Source organism: Curtobacterium sp. APC 4022, from assembly GCF_030407555.1.
Classification (GTDB): domain Bacteria; phylum Actinomycetota; class Actinomycetes; order Actinomycetales; family Microbacteriaceae; genus Curtobacterium.
Window position 1 is genome coordinate 1 of sequence record NZ_JASDDD010000059.1, and the last position, 17,455, is coordinate 17,455.

Annotated in this window: 15 protein-coding genes, 2 pseudogenes and 1 riboswitch; of the genes and pseudogenes, 3 read left to right on the top strand and 14 right to left on the bottom strand. The window is 72.4% G+C overall.

The window, feature by feature from the left end:
* Positions 1-179 precede the first annotated feature (179 nt).
* The 3 genes from QL987_RS14705 to QL987_RS14715 form a co-directional block, all read right to left on the bottom strand.
* The gene (locus QL987_RS14705; RefSeq protein ID WP_111074389.1) at positions 180-1,703 is read right to left on the bottom strand and encodes an MFS transporter; all 1,524 of its coding nucleotides are present in this window, start codon (positions 1,701-1,703) and stop codon (positions 180-182) included.
* Positions 1,704-1,934: 231 nt separating this feature from the next.
* Complete coding sequence (locus QL987_RS14710; protein WP_290158340.1) at positions 1,935-2,957, bottom strand: LacI family DNA-binding transcriptional regulator; 1,023 nt, start codon at positions 2,955-2,957, stop codon at positions 1,935-1,937.
* The gene (locus QL987_RS14715) at positions 2,936-4,963 is read right to left on the bottom strand and encodes an aldo/keto reductase (RefSeq protein WP_290158342.1); all 2,028 of its coding nucleotides are present in this window, start codon (positions 4,961-4,963) and stop codon (positions 2,936-2,938) included. The genes QL987_RS14710 and QL987_RS14715 overlap by 22 nt, the downstream gene beginning before the upstream one ends.
* 124 nt (positions 4,964-5,087) lie before the next feature.
* On the opposite strand from QL987_RS14715, the gene QL987_RS14720 reads away from it, so the two are divergent.
* Entirely contained in the window at positions 5,088-5,636 is a 549-nt protein-coding gene (locus QL987_RS14720) for a TetR/AcrR family transcriptional regulator (protein WP_111074392.1), read from the top strand.
* Positions 5,637-5,702: 66 nt separating this feature from the next.
* Positions 5,703-5,873: a hypothetical protein gene (locus QL987_RS14725; protein ID WP_181439189.1), complete on the top strand. Its 171-nt coding sequence runs from the start codon at positions 5,703-5,705 to the stop codon at positions 5,871-5,873.
* Between the two features lie 122 nt (positions 5,874-5,995).
* On the opposite strand, the gene ribH is transcribed toward QL987_RS14725, so the two are convergent.
* The 10 genes and pseudogenes from ribH to QL987_RS14775 form a co-directional block, all read right to left on the bottom strand.
* Entirely contained in the window at positions 5,996-6,475 is a 480-nt protein-coding gene (gene ribH / locus QL987_RS14730; RefSeq protein WP_290158345.1) for a 6,7-dimethyl-8-ribityllumazine synthase, read from the bottom strand.
* Positions 6,476-6,522: 47 nt separating this feature from the next.
* Positions 6,523-7,197: pseudogene (gene ribB, locus QL987_RS14735) on the bottom strand (3,4-dihydroxy-2-butanone-4-phosphate synthase); the annotation flags it as partial.
* Positions 7,197-7,880, bottom strand: a complete 684-nt coding sequence (locus tag QL987_RS14740) for a riboflavin synthase (RefSeq protein ID WP_290158346.1) — start codon at positions 7,878-7,880, stop codon at positions 7,197-7,199. The gene QL987_RS14740 and the pseudogene ribB, both read right to left, overlap by 1 nt.
* An 85-nt stretch (positions 7,881-7,965) precedes the next feature.
* A riboswitch (FMN riboswitch) is annotated at positions 7,966-8,099 on the bottom strand.
* A gap of 192 nt (positions 8,100-8,291) precedes the next feature.
* Positions 8,292-10,844 carry a DUF2156 domain-containing protein gene (locus QL987_RS14745; protein WP_290158347.1) on the bottom strand — a complete coding sequence of 851 codons (2,553 nt, stop codon included), beginning with the start codon at positions 10,842-10,844 and terminating at the stop codon, positions 8,292-8,294.
* Positions 10,841-12,217, bottom strand: a complete 1,377-nt coding sequence (locus QL987_RS14750; RefSeq protein WP_290158348.1) for an alpha/beta hydrolase-fold protein — start codon at positions 12,215-12,217, stop codon at positions 10,841-10,843. Before QL987_RS14750 ends, QL987_RS14745 begins: the two co-directional genes overlap by 4 nt.
* A gap of 116 nt (positions 12,218-12,333) precedes the next feature.
* Positions 12,334-12,648: a hypothetical protein gene (locus QL987_RS14755; protein ID WP_290158349.1), complete on the bottom strand. Its 315-nt coding sequence runs from the start codon at positions 12,646-12,648 to the stop codon at positions 12,334-12,336.
* 79 nt (positions 12,649-12,727) lie between these two features.
* A complete protein-coding gene (locus QL987_RS14760; protein ID WP_290158350.1) occupies positions 12,728-12,907 on the bottom strand; it encodes a hypothetical protein in 180 nt (59 codons plus the stop codon).
* A gap of 75 nt (positions 12,908-12,982) precedes the next feature.
* Positions 12,983-13,348 (bottom strand): hypothetical protein, encoded by a 366-nt coding sequence (locus QL987_RS14765; protein WP_290158351.1) that lies wholly within the window; start codon positions 13,346-13,348, stop codon positions 12,983-12,985.
* A 51-nt stretch (positions 13,349-13,399) separates the two neighbouring features.
* The gene (locus QL987_RS14770) at positions 13,400-14,182 is read right to left on the bottom strand and encodes a hypothetical protein (protein WP_290158353.1); all 783 of its coding nucleotides are present in this window, start codon (positions 14,180-14,182) and stop codon (positions 13,400-13,402) included.
* Between the two features lie 56 nt (positions 14,183-14,238).
* Complete coding sequence (locus QL987_RS14775) at positions 14,239-14,787, bottom strand: tetratricopeptide repeat protein (protein WP_290158354.1); 549 nt, start codon at positions 14,785-14,787, stop codon at positions 14,239-14,241.
* Between the two features lie 241 nt (positions 14,788-15,028).
* On the opposite strand from QL987_RS14775, the gene QL987_RS14780 reads away from it, so the two are divergent.
* On the top strand, positions 15,029-16,873 hold the full coding sequence (locus QL987_RS14780; protein WP_290158355.1) for a histidine acid phosphatase: 1,845 nt from the start codon (positions 15,029-15,031) through the stop codon (positions 16,871-16,873).
* A gap of 147 nt (positions 16,874-17,020) precedes the next feature.
* Here the strand turns inward: QL987_RS14780 and QL987_RS14785 are convergent.
* Positions 17,021-17,455 (bottom strand): annotated as a pseudogene (locus tag QL987_RS14785) (hypothetical protein); the annotation flags it as partial.

Below are 17,455 nucleotides of genomic sequence, written 5' to 3' on the forward strand. Positions count from 1 at the left end.
TTCCTCGTTCGTGGCTGCGGCCGCGGTCGTCGCGGCCACCTCCCAACGTAGGACCTGTGCCCGGGTGCCGGTCCATGATTCACAGGATCGGCTCATCCCCGGGCGTGCCGCGACGCCGCGCGAGCGCCCCGTCCCGCGCACCGACGCGGCGGTCCGGACCGGGCCGCACCGGCGGCGGGTCAGCGCTTCCGCAGCATGACGACGGCACCGGCCGCCGCGACGACCATGAGCGCCGCAGCGACGCCCGCCGTCGTGGTGACCCCGGAGTCGAAGGCGGCACGGGCGGACTCCAGCAGTGCCTGCCCCGCTGACCCGCCGAGCTGCGTGGCCGCGGCGACGGCTCCGCCGAGGGTCTCCCCCGCCGCGGTGTGCGCGGTGGAGGACAGCCCGTCCGGCACGACGACGTGTGCCCGGTACGCGGTGGCGAGGATCGTGCCGAGGACGGCGGTGCCGAGCACGGCGCCGATCTCGTACGCGGTCTCCGAGATCGCCGATGCGGCGCCGGACTTGTGCGCCGGCGCGGTCGAGATGATGAGGTCGTTCGTCACGGTCTCGGACGCACCGATGCCGATGCCGAGCAGCACGAACGCGAACGCCAGCGCGGCGATCGAGGCGTGGTGGCCGAGCACGGCGACGAGGGCGTACGCGGCGGCCGAGAACAGCAGCGACACGGACACGACCCAGCGCGGTGCGACCCGGGCGACGACGGGCACCACGGCGAGGCCCGCGATGATCGTCAGGACAGCCCCGGGGATCAGCACCACACCGCTGGCGAACGGGTCGAGGCCGGCGACGAGCTGCAGGTGCTGCGCGATGAAGAACAGGAACCCGGTGAGCGAGAACATCGCCGCCATGTTCATCAGGACGCTGCCGGTGAAGGCGGTGCTGCGGAACAGGCGCATGTCGAGCATCGGCGTGCGGGAGCGCAGCTGCCGACGGACGAACGCGATGCCGCAGAGCACACCGACGGCGACCATCGCGATCGCGAGACCGCGCTCCTCCGGGTGGACGAGGGACTTGATCGCCCAGACCGTGGGGGCGAGGGCGCCGAGGGACAGCAGCATGCTCGGGACGTCGACCGGCCCGGGCTCCGGGTCGCGGGACTCCGGCACGCAGAACGGCACGGCGACGAGCATCACGACCAGGATCGGCACGGCGACGAGGAAGACGCTGCCCCAGTGGAAGTGCGCGAGCAGCACACCGCCGACCAGCGGGCCCAGGGCGTTGCCAGCGGCGAACATCGTCGACCAGACCGCCAAGGCCAGGCGCCGTTCGCCGGCGTCCGGGAACACGTTCCGGATGATCGAGAGCGTCGCCGGCATGAGCATCGCGCCGAAGACACCCATCGCGAGGCGGGCGGCGACGAGCATCCAGGCTTCGGTGGCGAACGCCGCGGCGGCGGAGAGCAGGGCGAACCCGGTCGCGCCGATGACCAGGATCCGACGACGGCCGATGCGGTCCCCGATGCTGCCCATCACGACGAGCAGGCCGGCGAGCACGAGCGGGTAGGCGTCGACCATCCAGAGCTGGGTGGTCGCGTCGGGGTGCAGGGCGCGCGAGATCGAGGGCAGCGCGAAGCTCAGGACGGTGTTGTCGACCGAGATGAGCAGCACCGGCAGCATGAGCACCGCGAGCGCGGCGAACCGGGAGCCACGGCTGGTGGTGATCCGGGTGGCGACGGGGCTGGTGAGCAGGGCGGACATGGCGGACTCCAGGACTTCGAGCGTGTCGCACCGTCGGCCACGAGGGGCCGAGCGCAGACGAGACGGGACGCGGAAGTCGTCACGCGCCCCGTCAGGGTTCCGTTAGTGTACCGTCCGGACGGTGGTGGTTGCAAATGCAACCAATGGCGGACGGGAGGCGCGGATCCGGCCCGACCCGCGCCTCCCGTCCGGTGGTCGACCAGTCCCCAGGTCAGGAGGACTGGTCACAGGTCAGGCGGACTCGCGCACGACCAGCCGGTGGCGGACGACCCGCTCGACGGACGCGCCGGACCGTGGCAGCGAGCCGTCGAGCATGCCGAGTGCCAGGTCGACCGCGTGCCGCGCCACCTCGTCGAGGTCCACCGCGAGCGTGGTGAGCGTCGGCGCCACGAGCGTGCCGAGCGTCAGCCCGTCGATGCCGATGACGCGGACACGGTCGGGGACCTCGGCGTGGGCGCGACGGCAGGCGGCGAGCGCGCCGAGGGCCATCACGTCGTTGAACGCCACGACGGCGTCCAGGCGGGGGTGTCGCGCGAGCGCCGCGGTCGTCCCCGCGGCACCCGCGTCGGCCGAGGCCGCGGTGGCGACGACGTGCGCCGGCAGGTACCCGCGGCGGCGGAGCGCGTCGAGCAGGAGGGCGCCACGGGTGCTCGGCTCCCCCGACGCTCGGGCGACCGTGGGCGCGTCGAGGACGAGGGGGTGCTTCACCCCGACCGAGACCAGGTGGTCGGCGAGGGCCTCCACCGCGTCCGTCGGGTCGAGCCGCACGGCGCCGCGGGCCGGGACACCGTGCGGGTCGAGCTCGACGACCGGCACCGGACCGAGGTGCTCGATCCACTCCGGTGCGCGGGCGCCGAGGTAGCCGATGACGACGTCGCTCTGCGCGCCGAGGTCCTGCACGGACCGGTCCGAGTCACCCGCCAAGCCGACGTCGGCGAGCATCACGTTCCACCCGCGGGCTGCGGCCAGTCGGAGGACCGCCGCGGCGAGTTCGGGTGAGTACGGGTTCCGCAGGTCGTCGACGAGCAGTCCGAGCTGGTGCGCGCCGCCGGAGACGAGGCCCCGACCGAACCGGGACGGCCGGTAGTCGAGCGCCGCGGCGGCGGCGAGGACCCGTTCCTTCGTGGCGTCGCTGATCCCCGGCAGACCGTTCACCGCGCGGGTGACCGTCTGCCGGGAGACCCCGGCGGCCGCGGCGACGTCGAGGATCGTCGCGCGGCCAGCGGTGCCGGTCAGCTGCGGAGGTCGAGCCATGCCACCTGCTCGGGCGTGAGGTCGACGGTCAGGCCGAGCATCGACGAGCGGGCCTCGGCGATGGTGCGCGGGCCGAACAGCGGGAACGTCGGGAACGGCTGGTGCAGGACGTAGGCCAGGGCGATCGCGGTCGCCGGGACGCCGTACTGCGCGCCGAGCTCCTCAGCCCGGCGCAGGCGTTCGAAGTTGGCGTCCGAGTAGTAGCACCGGACGAGTTCGGCGTCGCTGGTGTCGTCCGGTCGGGCACGGCCGGTGAAGAACCCGCGGGCCTGCGACGACCAGGGCAGCAGCGGGACCTGGCGCTCCTCGAGCCACTGCTTGGACGCGGCGTCGGTGACGTGCTCGCACCCGGCCCAGGGGACGTCGAGCGCCTCGGCGAGGCCGAAGTGGTTGCTGAGCACCTCGAACCCGTACTTGCCGTTCGCCGCGGCCCAGGCGTTCGCCTCGTCGAAGCGGGCGGGGGTCCAGTTCGATCCGCCGAAGACCCGGATGCGGCCGGCGCGGCGGTGCTCGTCGAGGACGTCGACGAACTCCCCGACCGGGATGTCCGGGTTGTCCCGGTGCATCATGTAGACGTCCGCGTAGTCGGTGCCCTGGCGTTCCAGGCTCTCGAGCAGCTGGCGGGTGAGCGACTCCGGGTCGCAGTACGGCGTGTGCGCGCCCTTGGTGATGACGACGACGTCCTCCCGGATGCCGCGGTTCCGGATCCAGGCGCCGAGTCGGCCCTCGAGCACGCCACCGCCGTAGACGTACCCGGTGTCGAAGACCGTGCCGCCCTGTTCCACGAAGTGGTCGAAGATCGCGCTCGCGTGCGCCAGGTCGGGCTGGTTGTCGACGCCCATCACCAGACGGGAGACACGCTTGTCGATGCCGGGGAGCTGGCCGTACGTCATCGGGGCGTCGGACGCGACGGCGAGCGGGCGGCCGCTGACGGTGGGGATGTCGGCGGTCTCGGCCTCGAACGGGTAGCGCAGGCCGATCGCGGCGCGCCAGCGGTCGAGCGTGCGGGCGGCGGCGAGGCTCTCGTCGGTGGTCATCTGCGGTGCGTCGACCCGGCCGGCACGGAGTGCGTCGATGGTGGCGTCGGCTTCGAGCCCGTAGGGGGCGGCACCCGCGAAGGACGTCTCGGTCGGTGCGGCGTCGACGGTGCGGACCTCGATCACCGGGTCGCCGCCGATGGTCCAGGGGTCGCGGAGCGTGATCGTGCCGCGGGTGCCGTGCACGACGACGGCGTTCGTGTCCTCGACCTGGACGCCGGTGCGGAGGCTCGCGGTGATGCCGGTCGGGTACGTCGCGCTGGCGACGGTCCACTCGTCCACCCCGGTCGGGCCGAGGGTCCCCACGGCGTGCAGCTCGACCGGCTCGGCGACCCGGACCCCGGTGGCGGCCTGCACGATCGCCGCGGTCATGGTGACCGGGTAGCAGCCGACGTCGAGGATCCCGCCGCCGGCGGTCTCGACGTCGAAGAGCCGGCCGGTGCGCTCCTCGGTCCGGAACGCGAAGGAGGCGTCGACGTGGGTGACGGTGCCGATCGCGCCGTCACGGACGAGGTCGAGGAAGGCGGCGGTCTGCGGGTGGAAGCGGTACATGAACGCCTCGACCAGCGGCAGCCCGGCCTGGCGGGCGGCGTCGACGAGCGCCATCGTCGTGCCGTGGTTCGGCGTCAGCGGCTTCTCGCAGAGCACGGCCTTGCCGGCCCGGAGCGCCGCGAGCACGAGGGCTGCGTGCCCGGTGTGCACGGTCGCGATGTAGACGGCGTCCACCCGCGGGTCGGCGAGCACGTCGTCGTAGGTGCCCGCGGTGACGTCGGGGAACCCGTGCTCGGCGGCTTCGTCCGCGAAGGCCTGGGCCCGCTCGAGCGACGAGCTGCCGGCCGCGACGAGTCGGCCACTGCTGCTGGACAGCTGGGCGAGGAAGCGGCGGGCGATGCCCCCGAGGCCGAGGACCGCCCAGCCGGGGGTCGTGTCGTTGGTGGTGGGTGTGGGGGTCGCGGTCTGCGCTGACATGCGGATCCTGTTCGTCGTGAACCTTCACGGTCGGAGCGAGGCTATCCGCGGACAGCCCGCCGGACAAGGGTGCGTGAACGTTCACGGCGACTGTTCACCCCGGCGGGTCCCTAGACTCGTGCGCATGGCAAGTGCTCGCGACCGCGTCCTCGACAGCTTCGTCGCCATCGTGTGCGAGGACGGCGAACGTCCCGCGACCCTCGACGCCGTCGCCGCCCGCGCCGGTGTCTCGAAGGGCGGACTGCTCTACCACTTCGGCTCCAAGGCGGCCCTGGTCGAGGGGCTGTGCGAACGACTCGCCGACCTGTCCGCGCTGGACATCGAGCGGATGCGATCGGCCGAGGACGGTCCCGCGCGCTACTTCGTCGAGAACTGCCAGTTCGTCGGCAGTGAGCTCGACCTGGCCCTGCTCGCCGCCTCGCGCCTGCAGCAGGCCGGGTACGAGGAGGCCGGCCGGACCCTCGACGAGACCGAGAACGCCTGGCTCGCCACCCTGGTCGACGCGCTCGGGGACGTCCCCACGGCGCAGGCCGTCAAGCTCCTGGGCGACGGGCTGTACCACGCGGCGTCCCTCGGGGCGGCGAGCGACGTCCGCCCGGACCGGGCCTCGGTGGACATGGCGGCACTGCTGCAGGTCGTCGACCGCCTGATCGCGACGAAACCCGCTCCGTGAACCAGCGCACCCGGTCCTGGGGATAGACTGAGTTCGTTCTACCCGCTGATTCCCGGAGGTACCACCGTGGGCCGCGTCATCGCTGCTGTCTTCTCGATCCTGCTGCTGCTGGTGTCGATGTACCTGTTCGGGTTCGCGTTCCAGGTCGCCTCCGGTCAGGCCTTCGTGTTCATCGCCGGCGTGCTGCTGATGAGCCTCTCCTTCTTCCTGCCGATCCACGTGTTCGGCAAGCGGTAGTCACACACCGCACACGCAGAACGGCCCCGCACCTCTCGGTACGGGGCCGTTCTGCATGCGCGGGCCGTTCTGCATGCGCGGGCCGTTCTGCGTGTGCAGGCCGTTCCGCCTGCAGCCGCAGGTCAGGCGTTGGTGCGCAGCTCCCGCAGGGTGACGGCGGTGGCGATGGCGGCGTGTGCGGCCTCGGCGCCCTTGTCTTCCTTCGACCCGGGCAGGCCGGCACGGTCGATGCCCTGCTGCTCGTCGTCGAGGGTGAGCACGCCGAAGCCGACGGGCTTGCCGGTCTCGATCGCGACCTTCGTCAGTCCACTCGTCGCCGCATCCGAGACGTACTCGAAGTGCGGGGTACCGCCGCGGATGATGACGCCGAGGGCGACCGCGGCGTCGAAGCCGGACTCGAGCGCGACCTTCGCGACGACCGGCAGCTCGAAGCTACCCGGCACGGGGACGACCTGGGCCGTGGCACCGAGTCGTTCGATCTCGCGCTGCGCCCCGGCCAGGAGCCCGTTCGCGATGACGTCGTGCCACTGTCCGGCGATGACCGCGACCCGGATGCCGCTGCCGTCGACGAGCTCGCGCTCCGCCGCTCCTGCTCCGCTCATGCGTGTGTCCCTTCGGTGCGGGCGACGTCCGCCGCCCGGTCGGCCGCTTCCAGCCAGGTGGCCAGCGCGGCGATGGTGATGACGGGCACGCCCTCGCGTGTCCCGAGTCCGACGAGCTCCGGCAGGCGCATCATGCCGCCCTGCTCGTCGACGATCTCGCAGATCGCCGCCGCGGGCCGCAGCCCGGCGGCGGTGACGAGGTCGATCGCGGCTTCGGTGTGCCCGGCGCGCTCGCGGACCCCGCCGGCCCGTGCCCGCAGCGGCACGACGTGCCCGGGGCGGTGCAGGTCGGCGCGGACCGAGGTCGGGTCGGCGAGGACCCGGAGCGTGCGGGCCCGGTCGTGGGCGCTGATGCCGGTCGTCACGCCGACGGCCGCGTCGACCGTGACGGTGTACGCGGTGCCGCGGACGTCCTCGTTGTGCTGGACCATCGGCGGCAGGTCGAGGGCATCGGCGATCTCGGCGCTGACGGGCGCGCAGATGAACCCGGACGAGTGCGCGACCGTCCAGGCGATCCACTCCGGGGTGGCGAGTTCGGCGGAGAGGACGACGTCGCCCTCGTTCTCACGGTGTTCGTCGTCGGCGACGATCACCGGGCGACCGGCGGCGATCGCGGCGATGGCCTGCTCGACGGAGGAGAGCCCCGGGGCGGCGGCGGGGGCAGTGGTGACCGCCGGCGCGGTGCTGACTGCGGGCGAGACGGGGGCGGTGTCGGCGGCCATCACCGGGCCTCCGCCCCGACCGACGCACCGGCGGCGACAGCACCAGCGGCACCGGCGGCACCGGCGGCAGCAGCGTCCAGCCGCAGCATCCGGCGGACGTGCCGTGCCAGGACGTCGGTCTCGATGTTGACGCGGTCGCCGGGCACCCGCGCACCGAGCGTGGTGGCGGCCAGGGTCTCCGGGATGAGGCTGACCTCGAACCAGGCGGCGTCGGGCGCCGTGGACTCCGGCGACACCGCACTGACCGTCAGTGAGACGCCGTCGATGGCGATCGAGCCCTTGTCGACCACGAGCGGGCTGAGCTGCGGCGTCAGCGCGAACCGCACCCGCCGCCAGCCGTCCCCGTCGTCGGTCTCGAGGACGGTCGCGGTGCCGTCGATGTGGCCCTGCACGATGTGGCCGCCGAGGCGGTCCCCCACCGACGCGGCGCGCTCCAGGTTGACCCGGTCGCCGGACCGCAGCGACCCGTGGGCGCTCATGTCGAGCGTCTGCTTCATGACGAAGGCGGTGAAGGTCTCCGGGGTCTGCTCGACGACGGTCAGGCAGACGCCCGAGACCGAGATCGAGTCGCCGTGCTGCGCGTCGGAGACGACGAGCGGGCCGCGGACGGTGAGCGCGACGGAGTCGCCTCGTTCGTCGACGGCGGTGACGGTGCCGAGTTCCTCGATGATGCCGGTGAACACTGGTGTCCTCTCAACGGGACTCCAGGGCGCGCGACGGTCGTCGGCGGGCGGCAGGTGGGGTCGCAGAACGACCGTCACCTTCCGTCAGCGCTTCCTCCCGTCCGGACTTTCACCGTCGGTCCCGGAATTGCACCGGGTCAACCCCGCCCCGGGCGGACCCGGCGCGGCGCTCGTGGACTGTCACCACCGGTTCGGACTTGCACCGACCCCGGAGCGCTTGCGTGTCCCCGACGATACCCCAGCCCCCCGACCGTCGCGGCCGGACCATCCGCCGGACGTCACGCGGCGTCTCGGAGGCGTGGCGGGCCTCCCGTCCGACGACCAGGGCGTCGACGGGGCGCGGACGCGGACGCGCCCACCCGCGCTACCCGCGCCCACCCCGACCTGACCACCCGCACCGACGGGACGCGCTCAGCCGCGCCCCCGGACCAGCGCGAGCGCCTGCCGGAGCGACAGGTCGGGCAGGTACGCGCGGACCACCGCGACACCGATCGCGGGCAGCGCGACCGGGTCCGGGTAGGCGAGGACCAGCGGTTCGAGTTCGGGGCCGAACTTCCGCTTGAACCGCAGCAGCGAGCGGAACCCGTAGACCGGCTCGAGGACCCCTCCGACCAGTTCGAGCAGCGTCTCGACGCCGTCGCCGGTGGACCCGGTGCCGGGCGTGCGGGCGAGCGGCGCGGCGGAGAGGCCGAGCCGTTCCGCGCCCTGCTCCCGCATCACGTCGGCGGCCGAGGCGACCAGGAACTCCATCACGCCGTTCGGGGCGTCCGTCCGACGTCGCATCACGTCGAGCGTCCAGCCGACCACGCGGCCCTCGCGGTGTGACGGCAGCCAGCTGGTGACGCCGAGGACCGTGCCCTCGGCGTCCTGGGCGACGAGGGTGCGGACGGCGGGGTCGCGCATCTCGTCGAGGCTGCCGAGCGTGAAGCCCATCTCGGGGAGCTCGCGGTCGGCGACCCATTCCTCGGAGATCGCCTCGATCTGCCGGGTGGTGGCGACCGGCAGGTCCTGCCATGACGACCAGGTGGCGGTGAAGCCGGAGCGCCGTGCCTTGTTGACGGCGGTGCGGACGTCCTGCTTCCGGCTGCCCTTCGTCGTCCAGTCCCGCGGGTCGAACGAGGCGTCCTCCGCGACCGGCAGGGTGCGCCAGCCGAGCGCGGTGAGGGCCGAAGCGCTGGTGGTGTCGATGCCGTGGAACACCGCGGTCCAGCCGTTGTCGTCGCAGTGGCGGGCGAACTCGGTCAGCGCCGACACCCGCGCGTCCGGCCACCCGAACGGGCCGAGGGCCACCGCGACGGTGCCGGTGCGGCGGTAGGCGACCCCGGCACGGCCGTCGGCGGTGAACCAGTGCGCACTGCCCGGCCACGTCGCCATCCACCCGAACGTGTCGCCGCCGCCCGCGACGAGCAGGGCACGGGCACGCTCGCGGTCCACGGCGGACACGTCGGCGTCGGTCGCGCCGGGCGCCGCACCGGCCGGGCGGATCGCGGCGACGGCGACCACGGCCCAGAGCAGCGGGCCGACGAGGCTCAGCACGGTCCGGAGCCCGGGGTCCCGGATCGGCAGGTCACGGTGGTGCACGACCGGCGACAGCGGTCCGAGGACGGCGACCACCAGCCCGAGCGGGTCGTGCACCCGCACCGGCGCAGCGTCGGCGCTGATGTACACGACGGTCGCCAGCACCGCGGCGGCGGCCAGGACGGTCACCGCGAACGCGACGACCCGGCGCCGGGCGACCGCGACGGTGAAGGACCGCCGCAGCAGGACGAGGACCAGTGCGGTGACGAGCGGGACCGCGACGGACGCGGCGATCGACAGCCCCACGACGAGGTCGTCATCGGACCCGCGGAGCTGGTCGATCCGGCCGGGCACGTGCGTGTAGGTCACGGCGGCGGCGATCCCCGTGACGGTGTCGACCACGACGACGAGCCACACGGCGAACCGGCTGCCGCGGAACAGCCCGATCGCCCCGACGACGAGCACGAGCAGCGGCGCGATCGCGAGCAGCAGGGACCAGGGGTCCGTCGCGCGGTACGTCAGCAGACGGTGCAGGCACTCCCCCGCGACGCCGTCGGCACGACAGGCGGACGGCTGGTCGGCCGGCCCCATCCCGACGACCGCGGCGATCGGCGCGAGCAACCCGACCCGGGCGCGTGACACCAGCGCGATCACCGGTCCCACCGCCGACACCAGGACGACCGTGCCGAGCAGCACCCGGGTCTCGCGGTGCGAGCTGCGGGTCCAGCCGGTGCGCTTCGGGGTGCGTCGGAACACCTCGCCGAGTCCCCAACCGGCAGCCGTCGCGACGACGGCGGAGAGGTCGGCGGTGTGCCCGGCGTAGAGGAAGAGGGTGAGGACGACGGCCAGCGCGTTCACCCGGATCCGACGGCGCCAGAGCGGGCCGGCGAACGCACTCGCGGTGGTGACCGTGCCGAGGATCGCCGTCCAGGGGTCGAGCCCCTCGGCCCCGGACAGCAGGGCGGCACCGCGGCGGCCGTCCGGGTCGATGACGCCGACGACGGCCGCGGCCGCCGCGCCGACGACACTCGTCGCCAGGAACGCGGAGACCGTCCGGCGCGACCCCATCAGCCGTTCGGAGGCGCCGACCAGCAGGACGACACCGGCGAGCGTCAGGATCAGGGCGAGGACACCGGTGGTGACGGCGAACACCCGGAACGGGACGAGTGCGTCCGGCACCGGCCGTCCGTGTGCGAACCGCAGCGCCGCCGCGGTGACGGAGGCGACGAGCACCAGGAGCAGGACGACGGCCGTGACCGGGTGTCGGGTGACGGCGTGCCGCACCGACCGGGAGGCCCGCCCCACGTCGCGCAGGACGCGCGCGGCCGCCTCGTGGCCGGCCTTCGGCGGGGCCGCGGACTGCGGCGCGGCCGCCTCGTGGCCGGCCTTCGGCGGGGCCGCGGGCTGCTCCGGAGCGGCGCTGTCGGGTGCGCCCTTCGCGGTCATCGACGGACCCCGTCCACCGGCAGGCCGAGGTGGGCGATCACGGTCGGGAGGCCGCGGCCGAGGACGTAGCGGACGGTGTTCCAGTCGTGGGCCGAGCCCGGCGAGACGATGAGCGTGGTGGCGATCCCGGCGCGTTCCGACGCGGCACGGAGCGCGAGCGTCGAGGCCTTGTAGGGAGCGTCGTCCTCGCCGTACCCGAACACGGTGAAGTGGTCGTGGTACGGCGTGTGGGCGGCGAGCAGGGCCTCCGGCGTGGCCTTGAGGTAGGCCGGACGCGAGCCGCCGAAGCCGACCGCGATCGTGTGCTGGAGGTCGCCGTTCGCCGGGGCGATCTCGCTGGAGATGGCGAGGGTCGTGCCGAACACCTCCGGGTACGCGCTCGAGAACTGCATGGCGCAGGTCGCTCCCTGCGAGAAGCCGCCGATGCCCCACGCCGCGCTGCCCGAGGCGACGTCGAGGTGCTGGTGGATCCACCGGACCGTGTCGGTCATCACGTAGGTCGCACTCCGCCCGAGGCGACGGCTGTCGACGCACATCGGGTTGTGGCCGGGGGCGCCGAGCTGGTCGGGCGAGACGACGATCGGCGCGATGCCGTGGTGCGTCGACGCGTAGCGGTCGAGGAACGACCCGAGGCGGCCGGTCTGGAACATGTCGGACGGCTGACCCGGCTGCCCGGAGAGCGCGACGAGCACCGGCAGGGTCGGCGGGTCGGCGACCTGCGCGGCCGGCGGCAGCCAGACGACGGCGGGGCGGGCGTGGAAGTGCGAGACCGTCGCCGGGATGCGGACGGCGATCGTGCGGCCGTGGCCCGGCATCCCCTTCGGCGCGGTCCAGGTCGCCGCGTCGACGATCCGGGCACCCGGACGCGCCGCGTGCTGGTGGTCGAGGGTGCTCAACGGGTAGGGGTTCGGCGTGACGGCCTCGCCGATCGTCCGGTACGCGCCGAAGTCGACGTTGATGCCGAGGCCCGCCGTGAGGGCGACCGCCAGGGCAGCGCCCAGCCCGACGATCCGTCGGCCGTTGCCGCCCTGCACCAGGACGACCAGGAACAACAGGACCGCGGCCGCCGTGAAGGCGACCCACATGCGCGTGACGGGCGTGAAGGACACCCCGAAGAGGTCCTGGACGTCGCCGAACCACCAGACGGCGACCAGCCCGATGCCCGAGCCGACCGCCATGGCCGCGATCCGCACCAGCACCCCGGGGAGGCCCCGGTTCCACCGGCGTCGGGGCGGGTGCTCCGACGCGTCCGCACCCTTCGTCCGGCCGTGGGGTCCGAAGACCGTCAGGAGGACGAGGACGACGGCGACGACGTCCACCGGCACGAGGACGGCCGGGAGGACGATCGGGAGCTGGAGCAGTTCTGGAGGCACGGGTTCATCGTGCTGCCGTCCAGCTGACGCACAGCCACTGGTCGGCTGCCGCTGTGTTCAGCAAGCGACTGTGGCCGTTCAGGAGACGTACAGCACTCCCACAGGACGGGTCCTGATCAAGACTCATCACCTTGTGGTGAGTGTCGCCCATCGAGCTCGTCCACCGGTCGCTCCGGCTCTGCTGCGTGGCTCTCGCGGTCCTGCTGGCGAGCGACCCGCGGTCCGAGCGCGAGCAGGAACGTCCCGGCGACGGCGCACGCGATGGTGGCTGCCAGCAGTGGTGGCCACGGCGTGGAGTCCGTCACCGCCGCGAGCACCGTCAGGAGGACCAGCGCCGCCAGCAGCGGGCCGAGGATCCCTGCCAGCCAGAGTCGGTACCTGCGCATCATCACCTCATGGTGCACTGGCTTCTCGACGGGCGTCCGGCTCACGGCAGGCGCGCCCCTCGGCATCGACATCGCTGGCTTCGCCCGCCACCGACCGTGAGTGACGGAGAGGGCCCGGGGAGGGTCAGAAGTACATGCGCCCCTGCGCGACGTCAGCCTCGGCCTGCCGGAGGGCCTCCGCGACTTCGGGGTCAGCGCCTTCGAAGTCCGCGGCCCGAGAGCCGAAGTCGGTGAAGCGGTGCATGACGATCCACAGCACGAGGAACACCGCCAAGACCACGCCGGTTGCGATCCACCACCACATGCGGGCAGCGTAAATGCGACCGACTGAAGGTGCAAGCACTGAGATGCGCCGTTGCACCATCGTCTCCCTGCCCGATCAGAGGATGAGCGCGACGGGGACGGACCCTGCTGTCAGGACGAGTGCAACTGGCCAGAACCAGTACCTGAACGGACGACGTCGACGCCATGCGTGAGTACCGAACGCCGCCAGCAAGATGACCACGAGCAGGACCGCCACACCACCGACCATCGTCGCTCCGCCGAGCGCTTCATCCCGGTTCATCTGCGCGACATCGAGGTCGTTGTCGGTCGGTCCGGGCCAACCGAAGCTGCGTGCTTCGTCGAGAGCCATCGCGACCAAGGACGCCATGACGAACAGCACGACGGCGAAGGGAAGAGTCAGCAGCCACGCGAGCCAGGCTCTTCCCGTTCCCGTGTCAGCAGAACCGGACTGGTTGGTCACACGACGCACGGTACGGGATCCACCGCAACGAGAGCGCGTCCCGTTGCCCGATCAGCGGGGCGCGACTCCGAGCCCGTCGTCATCGAGTGTGCGGTCGTCGCAAGTGACCCGGGTCGCTCTCGTAGCGGCGATGTCGTCCGCGGGCTCGGCCATCGTGGTCTGACCGTTCTCGCCGCGGGTGCCGTCGAGCTCGATGGGTGTCACCGCGATCTGGTCGATGTCCGATGGGGCGCCCGCGGGTCGATCCGCGAGGAGTCCGACCAGATGGCTCGCTCCGTTGATGCTCGTGCATCCCACGCCGGTGCCGTGTTGCCCGGTGAGGTCGAACTGGTACTGGTCGCCCTCGGTGTTCGTGACTGCCTCGAATGCGCAGCCGGTCCAGCGGTACAGATCGACATCACGGCTGCCCGCGACGAGCATGACGACCGGTCCGTTGCCCTGACCGGCCACGTCGGCGACCAACGCAGTGGCTTCGGCGCCGCCAGACAGGTTGCGGGGACTCACGGAACTGGTGAGACCGGTGCTCGTCGTCACACCGAACCGGCCGTCCTCGGTCACCCACTGTTGGTCAGCCTCGAGATCCCCGTCCACATCGATCGTCGAAGCGGTCCTCGCACCGGCCGGGACACCGTCATCGGATGCCGGGCAAGGCTTCGATGCCTTGGCTGAGGTCGGTGTCGGTGTCGAATCACTCGAAGCAGCTGGTGGCCGCGATGTCGGTTCGGCGGCGGCCGGCGGCTCACCCGTCCCACTGCACCCGGTCAGCAAGACGAACGACATCGCCGTGGCCACGAATGCGCTGGTGCGCAGGACAGTGCTCCCCGTCGAACTCATCGGATCAGGGTGACTCCTGTTGCATCAGCCACGCAACCTCCACGCGCTTCGTCCGGTCAGCGGATCCCCTCCCGGGCTTCCGGATGAGCGTCGTCGTCCTCTGCGTCCTCTGCGTCCAGTGAGGCCAGGTAGTGGGCGTTGCCGCGCAAGGCCGGCTTGTACCGGTCGAGTTCCAGGGCGTCCACGTGATCCGCGAGGAGCACGAGGAGGCTCGCGAGTGCGGTGTTCGGCCGGCCATCGGCGTGGAACGTCAGGGCCTCGAAGGCTCCGAGGGCGACGGACTCAGGGAACTCAGCCCGGGCCCGCGCGAAGGCCCGGAGCGAGTCGTCGATGCGGCCGAGGTTCCGGAGGGTGCTCCCGTACTGGAGGAAGCAGCGGCGCCGGAGATCTCCGGTGAGTCCTCGTTCCATCGCTCGCTCGTAGTACCCCAGCGCCGTCGCCTCGGCTCCCGCCGTGTCGTACGCACCCCCGAGCTCGTAGAGGACTCGAGGGTGCTCCGGGTGCTCCTCGTGGATGGGGAGCAGCGCGTCGATGGTCGGCTGCATGTCCTCGCGGTTCCGGGCGGCGAAGATCGCATCGAGTCGCGCGTCGATCGCGTCGGACATGGTCGGCCGTTCCTCCCGTTCGAGCAGTCACGCGACCGCGCCGAAACAGTACCGGCCGTCTCGATGGCCGACCTCCACCGGTCGGCGGCCGAGGTCGTCCGATCGAGGCCGGTACCTGGAGCAGGCCCCCGCTGCCGCGCCCGGTGCCACCGTCCGGTCACCCGCGGGTCACGTGCTGTTCACCCGCTGCCGCTACCCCTGCTTGTCGGACCACTGCCCGAGGTCCGACATCGGAGGACCCATGAACACCCGCGCCGCGCTCTCCTGCGTCGCCGTCGCTGCCATCGCCTCGCTGATGGTCGCGGGACCGGCGCACGCCGACGATGACACCAACGTCTACAGCAGCAAGCAGCCCTACATCGCCCCCAGCAAGTCGGACATCGACGCGTACTCGCCGGCGCCGACGGGCTACGCGCCCGTCGGCACGGAGTCGGTCGCCCGACACGGATCCCGTGGGCTCTCCGCCTACAAGTACGACGCGCTGCTGCACCGTCTCGCCGCGACCGCACAGGCCGAGAACGGGTTCCTGACGCCGGAGATCGGGAAGAGCTTCTCCGCGAACCTGGATGCCATCACCGCCGCGAACGTGGCGAACGGCTACGGCATGCTCACCGGCCAGGGCGCAGCCCAGCACCGCGGCATCGGAGCACGAGCCGCACAGCGCAACGCGCCACTCTTCGCCGAAGCGGCACGATCGGGCGGACGTGTCGTCGCCGAGACATCGGGTGAAGCCCGCGCCACAGAGTCAGGCGAGAACTTCCTGAAGGGCTTCGGGCTCACGGGAGTCACGCTCGAGCCGCGCCCGGACCTGCTCTACTTCCACGAGGTCGAGAACCCGGACGGCACCGAGAAGGCCGTGGGCTCCCCCGAGCGCGAGCGCGCCCAGGCGTACGAGGACTACATCGCCGAACAGACCGGTGACGGCGGCACGATCGCGGCGGCCTTGCACTACATCGAAGCGAAGCCGCGATCGGTCCAGGCAGCGGACGACGTGCTCTCCGGCATCTTCACGCCCGAGTTCATCGCCACGATCGGCACGGACAAGGCGCACACCTGGTACAACACCGCCGACGGTTCCAAGGGCGGCGCGGTGACGTGCGCGCCCGGCGCCGACACGAAGGCCGATCCCGATGCCTGCGGCGATCCGAAGAAGTCCATCAAGACCACGGTCGACGCGGCGATGGCGCTGTACAACCTGTACATCATCGCGGCCGACATGCAAGAGGAGAACGTCGCTCCGCACCGGTTCGACTTCGCGCAGTACTTCGCGGGTCGGCCGGCGGATGCCGAGTGGTTCGCGTACCTGCTCGACGCCGAGGACTTCTACGAGAAGGGCCCGAGCCTCGCCGGGCATGACGAGACCTACTCGATCGCCAAGCCCCTGCTCGACGACTTCTTCTCCACGATCGACGCCCGCGCCGCTGGTGGCAACGTGGTCGCGACCTTCCGCTTCGCGCACGCCGAGACGATCATCCCGTTCGCTGCGCTGCTGCGTCTGCCGGGATCCACCGTGGCCGCGCCCGACAACGCCGCTCCGAAATCGGACGCCGACGTCTACGACGACGCCACCAACCCGTGGCGCGGCTCCGAGGTGACGCCGATGGCCGCGAACGTGCAGTGGGACGTCGTGTCGCGAGCGGGCATCGACCCCGCTACCGGAGCGGCCTACACGCCGCTCGTGCGCATGCTGTACAACGAGCGGGAGATCGCGTTCGCCTCCGGATGCCGTGCGGTCGCCCCAGGATCGCACTGGGTCAAGGAGACCGAGCTCAAGCGCTGCCTCACCGGCACGGCGATGACCGAGAGCCCGCTGATCGCCGAAGCCGCGCCCGCGCCGACGCCTCCCCCGACCGTGACGCCCACTGCTGCGCCCACCACGAGCCCGACCCCGACCTCGACACCGACACCGACACCGACACCGACACCAGCGGCTCAGGGCGCCGATACGCCGACGACCCGGGCGAAGGGCACGCTGGCCGCGACCGGAGCCCAGTCACCGCTCGAACCGGCGTTGTTCGCGACACTGCTCCTCCTGGCCGGTGCCGGAACCCTGTTGGTGCGCCGCGCACGTCGCCACACCGAGTGACACCGGTGCGGAGTGGCGGCTGCGCGAGGCCGTCGCTCCGCCGTGCCGCACCGGCCCGGAAGAAGCCACCAGCCCGACTGTGAGCAGGGCATGCGGGTGCGGAGCACCGGGGGTCCCGTTACTCCGCACCCGTTCAGCGGGTCGTCGTCAGTGGCGGCGCCGTAGGGTCATCGACCCGAGGCCGGCCAGGAGCAGCAGCAGTGCCGCGATGGCCGGGAGGACCGGACGGTCCGCTCCCGTGTAGGCGAGCGTGCCGGTGGTGCCGGTGGTGCCGGTCGTGCTGGTGGATGCGCGGGTCGTACTGACCCCGCTGCCCGTCGCCGTCGTGACGACCGGGGTGGCAGCAGAGCGGGTGGTGACCGCCGCCGCCGGGGTGACCAGCGCGGCCGGGGTCGCCGGGGTGGTGACCGGGACGGTGGTGCCGGGGTTCGTCCCCGTCGCCGGGGTGACTCCGGTGGCGGGGTCCGTGGTGCCCGGGTCCGTCGTGCCCGGCGTCGTCGTGCCCGGCGTCGTCGTACCCGGCGTCGTCGTACCCGGCGTCGTCGTACCCGGCGTCGTCGTACCCGGCGTCGTCGTACCCGG